Raw genomic sequence first — 7,445 nt, 5'->3', positions numbered from 1 at the left:
GAGCCCACAAATATTTTACCAAAAATGAAGATTTTAAAGTTTCTGATGACTTTTTAAATGAAGTTGCTGATGTTGACTATAATAATATTGAAGATTTTGAATTTTCAAGTGATTATAAAGGCATAGTTAATGATTTTTATGGCGATAAAGCGCGTAAATTGAGTGATACAGATTCCATTGCTTATGATTTGGCTTTTCTTAAAACGGTAAGTGCTATTGAAACTGAAAGCATAAAAAACACCTTACTTTTTGATTTTGCTAATTTTAACTTGAATTATTCAGAGGATATTGATGGATTTTATAAAATGTTTACTGAAAATTCATCTAATGAGAAAAACAATAAAATAGTTTCAGAAAAGTATGAGAAACTAACCGCTTTAAAAGAAGGAAAGGTGTCTCCTAAATTTGTTAATTATGAAAATTATGCGGGAGGAAAAACCTCTTTGGATGATTTAAAAGGAAAGTATGTGTATATTGATGTTTGGGCAACTTGGTGTGGACCTTGTATTCAACAAATACCACATTTACAAGAGGTTGAAAAAAAATACCATGGGAAAAATATTGAATTTGTGAGTATCTCGATAGATAAACCAAACGATTATGAAAAATGGAAAACTATGGTGAATGAAAAACAACTTGGCGGCATTCAATTATTTGCAGATAATGATTGGGAATCTGCTTTTGTGCGAGAATATCAAATTCAAGGGATTCCAAAATTTATTTTAATAGATACTGAAGGCCATATTGTTGATTCAAATGCACCAAGACCTTCAAGTGAAAAGTTAATTGAATTGTTTGAAAAGCATAATATATAATCAATTTAACCAATAAAAAAAGCCGCAATTTGCGGCTTTTTTTATTGGTTTATTTTCTGCTATTCTTGTGGTTGTTCTTCTTCCTGAGGTGCTTGTGGCGGTTCTGGTTGTTTAAATAAATCAATATAGGCTTCACCCAAATAATCAATAACATGACTAGAAATTAATGCTTGATAACCAAAATCTTCAACAGCAATATCGGCAGATTTCCCATGTAAATACACACCAAATATGGCCGCAGCTAATGGGTGATAACCCTGTGAAATTAAACCTGTAATAATCCCAGTTAAAACATCACCACTTCCAGCTGTAGAAAGTCCAGGATTTCCTGTGGTGTTCACATAAAATTTATCTTCATAAACAGTAATGCTATTGGCACCTTTTACTAAGATGATTACTTTGTGTTTTTTCGAAAACGCTTTTATTTTGTTCAACTTATCAAAATCATCTTTCCAAGTTCCAATCAATCGTTCTAATTCTTTTGGGTGCGGCGTTAAAATGGTGGCTTCTGGCAATAATTTAAGTAGTGTTTTCTTTTTTGAAAGTATATTAATGCCATCAGCATCAATAACTAATGGCAATTTATTCGTTTTTAAAAAAGCAGAAAAGGCAGTTATTGTTTTGGCATCTGTTCCTGCTCCTACGCCAAATGCTATAACGGTTGGCTCTATATCAAATTTAATGGACGTTATTTTTTCTTCATGTGTATCCGTAATAACCATGGCTTCAGGAAAAGATGATTGCAAAGCGTGATAGCCACATTTTGGTACATAAGCAGAAACCAATCCAGCACCAGCCGATAATGCTGCCCTACTAGCCAAAGTAACAGCGCCTATTTTTCCATAGCTTCCTCCAATAATTAGGGAATGTCCAAATTGGCCTTTATGCGAAAATTTATCTCTTGGAACGTAATTAGGTAATACTTCAAGTTTACCAATTAATTCAACTTCAGTTTGTGTAGTAAATAAAAATTCTGGATCTAAACCAATATCCAAAACTTCCCATTGTACCGTAAATTTTGCGGTTTCGGGCAGAAAGAATACTAATTTTGGCGAGGCTAAACTTAAAGTATAACCTGCCCAAACCACAGCATCTTCATCTTTAACTGCTTTATCAGTATGCAATCCTGATGGAATATCAATAGCCAAGGTAAATGCTTTACTCGTTCTAAAGTGCATGAATAATTTCTTCACCCAAGTGTCAATAGCTCTATTTAAGCCAATTCCAAAAATAGCATCAACAATAATATCCTCAGGTTTAATTTCAGGAAAATCTTCAGCACAACTTAAAAGAACCGGCCATTTTTTAGTCACGTTTTTTATACGATCATAATTCACAAGAAAATCCTTTGACCGCTTATCACTACAATTAATAATGAAGGTATTTACATTATAACCATGTGTAATTAAATGCCGCGATAACACCAGTCCGTCGCCACCATTGTTTCCAATACCGCAAAACACATGAATAGGTACTTGAGCACCCTGCATTCTGGCATGCATCCAATTAAAAATTTGTGTACCTGCACGCTCCATTAAATCGGTTGAAGAAATTTTTTGTTTTTCAGCCGTTAACCTATCACCTTCGTAAATCTGTTCTTTAGAAAATATTTTCATGGATACTATTATTATATATTTTTCAATTCTTACTGTAAATAGTCGTTTTTTTCAAACGAATTGCGATTGAAGATAAGAATATTGTAAAAAAGTTATTTTAGTTTTTTTATAAGGCTAAATGTAATACTTTTGGAGAGTATTATATAACTATAATGAATCAATTCAACCAAAATAGACTTCAAATATCTTCTTTTTTAACTAAAGGAACGACGGCTATTATTGGAACAACTTCAAATACTACAACCCTTTGGGGTTCTTAGTTATATATTTTTCGCAGACTCAATTTGTAATTTCAAAAAATTACAACATTTCAAGCATTATTTTTAATTATACACGTATTAAAACATGAAGGTTTTAAAATTCGGAGGTACTTCGGTAGGCTCCTCAAAAAATATAAATAACGTCATCAACATTTTAGAAAACTATGGCAAGACTGATACTATAGCTTGCGTAGTTTCAGCGGTTGGTGGCATTACAGATAAATTACTTTTAGCTGGTAAACAGGCGCAAAACAAAGACAAAGCTTTTTTAGAAACCTTTGAAGGTATAAAAGAAAGACATTTCAATATCATAAAGGAATTGAATCCTGAAAAGCATGAAACGATTTTAAGTTTTGTTGATGAAAAACTAAATAGCTTAAAAAGTTTATTAGAAGGTATTTATTTAATAAATGAATTATCTCCTAAAACATCAGATAAATTAGTGAGTTTTGGTGAATTATTATCATCATTTATCATAGCAGAAACTATGAAAAATAGAGGTTTATCTGCTGATGTTAAAAATTCTCAAGAGTTAGTAATTACAAACTCCAATTTCACAAAAGCTGAAGTTGATTATAGCATTACAAATCAAAATATTCGTGATTATTTTAAGTCTGCTTCACAGAATATCACGATTCTTCCTGGTTTTATTTCAAAATCTAGAATTGGAGAAATCACGACGTTGGGTCGCGGTGGTTCAGACTTTACTGCAGCCATTGTTGCTGCGGCTTTACATGTGCAACAATTGGAAATATGGACCGATGTGAGCGGTATGTATACCACCAATCCTAAATTAGTAAAACAGGCCTACCCTATTGAAAAAATATCGTATCAAGAGGCCATGGAGTTATCTCATTTTGGTGCCAAAGTGTTATATCCACCAACGGTTCAGCCAGTTTTAGGTTTGCAAATTCCTATTCATATTAAAAACACTTTAGAACCTGATGCGCCTGGTACTATCATTTCAAATGAAGAAACAAAATCTACATCGCCTGTAAAAGGTATCAGTAACATTAGCGATATTGCTTTATTGACTTTAGAAGGCACCGGAATGGTTGGTATTCCTGGGTTTTCGAAACGTTTATTTGAAACGCTTTCGCAAGAAAAAATAAATGTGATTATGATTACGCAAGCGTCTTCAGAACATTCCATTTGTTTGGGTATTGAAGATAAAGAGGCAGAAAATGCAAAAATTGCTATTGATAAAGCATTTGAAAATGAAATCGCTTTAGGTAAAATTGATCCCATTATTGTTGAAACAGGTTTATCCATTATCGCTTTAGTTGGTGATAATATGAAAAACCACCAAGGTATAAGCGGTAAAATGTTTAGTAGTTTAGGGCGAAATAACATTAATATTAGAGCGATTGCTCAAGGTGCTTCAGAAAAGAATATTACTGCTGTTATCAACGAAAATGATGTAAAAAAGGCTTTAAATACGCTTCATGAACAATTTTTTGAATCGAAAACAAAACAACTGAATGTTTTTATAACTGGGGTTGGAAATGTTGGTGAACGTTTAGTAGAACAGATAAAACAGCAAAAGAAGTTTTTAAAAGATAATCTTAAAATTAGTCTTAGAGTTGCTGGGCTTTCAAACTCAAGACACATGATTTTTGATGAATCTGGTATTAACTTAAAAGATTGGAAAGAGCAATTAGCAAAGGGCGAAAAAGCAACCTTACAAGGCTTTTTTGAAAATGCTAAATCTTTGAATTTACGTAATAGCATTTTTGTTGATGTAACGGCAAATGCCGATGTTGCCGATTTATATGCCCAGTATTTGCGAGAAAGTATAGGTATTGTAGCATGTAATAAAATTGCTTGTTCTAGTGAATATAATAACTATAAAGAGTTAAAAAGGTTATCATTAAAATACAATGCACCTTTCCTGTTTGAAACTAATGTTGGTGCAGGATTACCTGTTATTGACACCTTAAGTAATTTGATTGCATCAGGTGATAAAGTCAACTCCATTCAAGCGGTATTATCAGGAAGTTTAAACTTTGTATTTAATAATTTTAATGATAAAACTAAGTTTTACGATGTTGTAAAACAAGCTGGTGATGAAGGCTATACAGAACCTGATCCAAGAATTGATTTAAGTGGTGTTGATGTGGCCAGAAAAATATTAATTTTGGCTAGAGAAAGTGGTGTTGAAATGAATTTAGAAGATATCGATAACACCTCTTTCCTTTCGGAAGCTGGTTTAAAAAGTGATTCTGTTGATGATTTTTACAAAACATTAATTGCAGATGAAGCACATTATCAAAGTCTATATGCGTCCGCGAAAGCGAACAACTGTCAATTAAAATATGTTGCTAAATTTGATAACGGAAAAGCGAGTGTGAGTTTACAAGAAATTCCAGAAGGCCACCCGTTTTATAATTTGGAAGGAAGTGATAATATCGTGATGTTTTACACAGAACGTTATCCGAAACAACCAATGATTATTAAAGGTGCTGGAGCTGGGGCAGATGTTACAGCTTCTGGTTTGTTTGCCGATATTATTAGACTTGGGAATGATTAATAAGACTTGAGAATAAAGAAAAGAGAATAAAGACTGTTTACAAGTCTAATCTCTTTTCTCTATTTTCTTTTTTCTATAAAAAATGAACGAAATAAAAATATTTTCTCCAGCAACCGTAGCCAATGTCGCTTGCGGATTTGATGTTTTAGGCTTTTGCTTAGATAGCGTTGGAGATGAAATGGTAATTAGAAAAACTGATAAAAAAGGGATTCATATTACTAAAATTGAAGGTTTCGATTTGCCATACGAAGCAGCATTAAACGTTGCTGGTGTTTCGGCATTAGCCATGTATGAGTCAATTGATGTCGATTTTGGTTTTGAAATTGAAATTTATAAAAAAATAAAACCAGGAAGTGGTATTGGAAGTAGCGCTGCAAGTGCCGTTGGAAGTGTTTTTGGAATGAATGAACTTTTAGGCCAACCATTCAATAAAACACAGTTAACAGAATTTGCCATAAAAGGCGAAGCTTTAGCAAGTAAATGCGAACATGCTGACAACCTTGCTCCTGCCCTTTTTGGCGGCTTTACTTTAGTGAAGAGTATTTCACCTTTAAAAATTTTAGAAATTCCTTCACCAGATGATTTGTTTGCAACTATTATTCATCCGCAAATAGAAATAAAAACATCAGAATCTAGAGCCATTCTTCCTAAAGAAGTGCCTTTAAGTCATGCTATTGAACAATGGGCGAACTTAGGGAGTTTAGTTCATGCATTACATACTAGCGATTATGATTTAATAAGCAATTCATTAAACGATGTGATTGTTGAACCGTATAGAAGTCAATTAATTCCACATTTTAATGAAGTCAAACAAGCTGCATTAAAAGCAGGTACTTTAGGAGCAGGAATTTCTGGTTCTGGACCATCAATTTTTTCTTTAAGCAAAGGTTTGAAAACGGCCAATAAAGTTAAAGACGCTATGCATAGTGTTTTTTCAAAAACAGGAATTGATTTTGAAATACACGTATCAAAAATAAACACCCAAGGTGTTAAAATAATAGAATAAAAATGAATTACTATTCACTCAATCATAAAGCTCCAAACACATCATTCAAAGATGCTGTTATAAAAGGATTAGCACCAGACAAAGGTTTATATTTTCCTGAAAGTATAACGCCATTACCGCAATCGTTTTGGAATAATTTTGAAAATTTATCGCATTCGGAAATTGCCTTTGAAGCCATAAAACAATTCGTATCTCCTGAAATTCCTGAAAACGTTTTAAAAACGATTGTTGAAGAAACTTTGTCTTTTGATTTTCCCGTAGTGAAGTTAGATAATAACATTTCAACATTAGAATTATTTCATGGTCCAACCATGGCTTTTAAAGACGTGGGCGCACGCTTTATGGCACGTTGTTTAGGTTATTTCAATAAAGAAAATACGAACGAGGTTACCGTTTTAGTCGCTACTTCTGGCGATACTGGTGGTGCTGTGGCGAACGGTTTTTTAGGTGTTAAAGGGGTGAATGTAGTGATTCTATACCCTAGCGGAAAAGTGAGTGATATTCAAGAAATGCAATTAACTACTTTAGGGCAAAATATAAAAGCTTTAGAAGTTAACGGTACGTTTGACGATTGTCAAGCTATGGTAAAAACAGCATTTTTAGATGAAAGTTTAACTAGCAAAATGCAATTAACATCTGCAAATTCTATTAATGTTGCTCGATGGTTACCACAATTATTTTACTTTATGTTTGCTTATAAACAATTACATAAACAACATCAAGATATTGTGTTTTCAGTACCAAGTGGAAATTTCGGAAATGTTTGTGCAGGGATGATGGCACAACAATTAGGCTTACCAATTAAGCATTTTGTGGCTTCTAATAACGCTAATAATGTGGTTACACGTTATTTAGTTTCAGAACTATACGAACCAAAACCATCGGTACAAACCATTAGTAATGCTATGGATGTTGGAGCGCCGAGTAACTTTATTAGAATTCAAGAAATATATAAGAATAAGTTTGAGACCTTAAAAGAAAACGTATCGTCTTATAGTTTTTCTGATGATGAAACTCGTAAGGCTATGCTAGAGATTTACAACAACTACAATTACGTTGCGGACCCGCATGGAGCTGTTGGTTATTTGGGTTGTAAATCGCATTTAAAAGGAAACCCAAACGCACATTGTGTATTTTTAGAAACGGCACATCCTACTAAATTTCTTGATGTTGTTGAAGAGGTTATTAAAGAAAAACAGCCATTACCAGAGCAAATTC

The 7,445-nt window shown here is 33.1% G+C and carries 5 protein-coding genes; 4 read left to right on the top strand and 1 reads right to left on the bottom strand.

What is annotated here, in order from left to right:
• A partial coding sequence (locus WBN21_RS11495) for a TlpA family protein disulfide reductase (RefSeq protein WP_424200406.1) occupies positions 1–815 on the top strand: 815 nt, incomplete at its 5' end.
• A gap of 59 nt (positions 816–874) precedes the next feature.
• Here the strand turns inward: WBN21_RS11495 and WBN21_RS11490 are convergent.
• Positions 875–2,431 carry an NAD(P)H-hydrate dehydratase gene (locus tag WBN21_RS11490; protein ID WP_424200404.1) on the bottom strand — a complete coding sequence of 519 codons (1,557 nt, stop codon included), beginning with the start codon at positions 2,429–2,431 and terminating at the stop codon, positions 875–877.
• Between the two features lie 345 nt (positions 2,432–2,776).
• Here WBN21_RS11490 and thrA point away from each other — a divergent pair, with 345 nt between their 5' ends.
• The 3 genes from thrA to thrC form a co-directional block, all read left to right on the top strand.
• Positions 2,777–5,221 carry a bifunctional aspartate kinase/homoserine dehydrogenase I gene (thrA, locus tag WBN21_RS11485; protein WP_424200402.1) on the top strand — a complete coding sequence of 815 codons (2,445 nt, stop codon included), beginning with the start codon at positions 2,777–2,779 and terminating at the stop codon, positions 5,219–5,221.
• A gap of 82 nt (positions 5,222–5,303) precedes the next feature.
• Positions 5,304–6,227 carry a homoserine kinase gene (locus WBN21_RS11480; protein ID WP_424200400.1) on the top strand — a complete coding sequence of 308 codons (924 nt, stop codon included), beginning with the start codon at positions 5,304–5,306 and terminating at the stop codon, positions 6,225–6,227.
• 2 nt (positions 6,228–6,229) lie between these two features.
• Positions 6,230–7,445, top strand: a 1,216-nt coding sequence (thrC, locus tag WBN21_RS11475; protein WP_424200399.1) for a threonine synthase, incomplete at its 3' end; no start/stop codon positions are given.

Origin of the sequence: Algibacter sp. (assembly GCF_049667265.1) — a bacterium.
In the GTDB taxonomy this organism is placed as follows: Bacteria; Bacteroidota; Bacteroidia; order Flavobacteriales; family Flavobacteriaceae; genus Algibacter_B.
The sequence above is the reverse complement of the archived record's forward strand: the minus strand, read 5'-3'. Positions and strand labels throughout refer to the sequence as shown.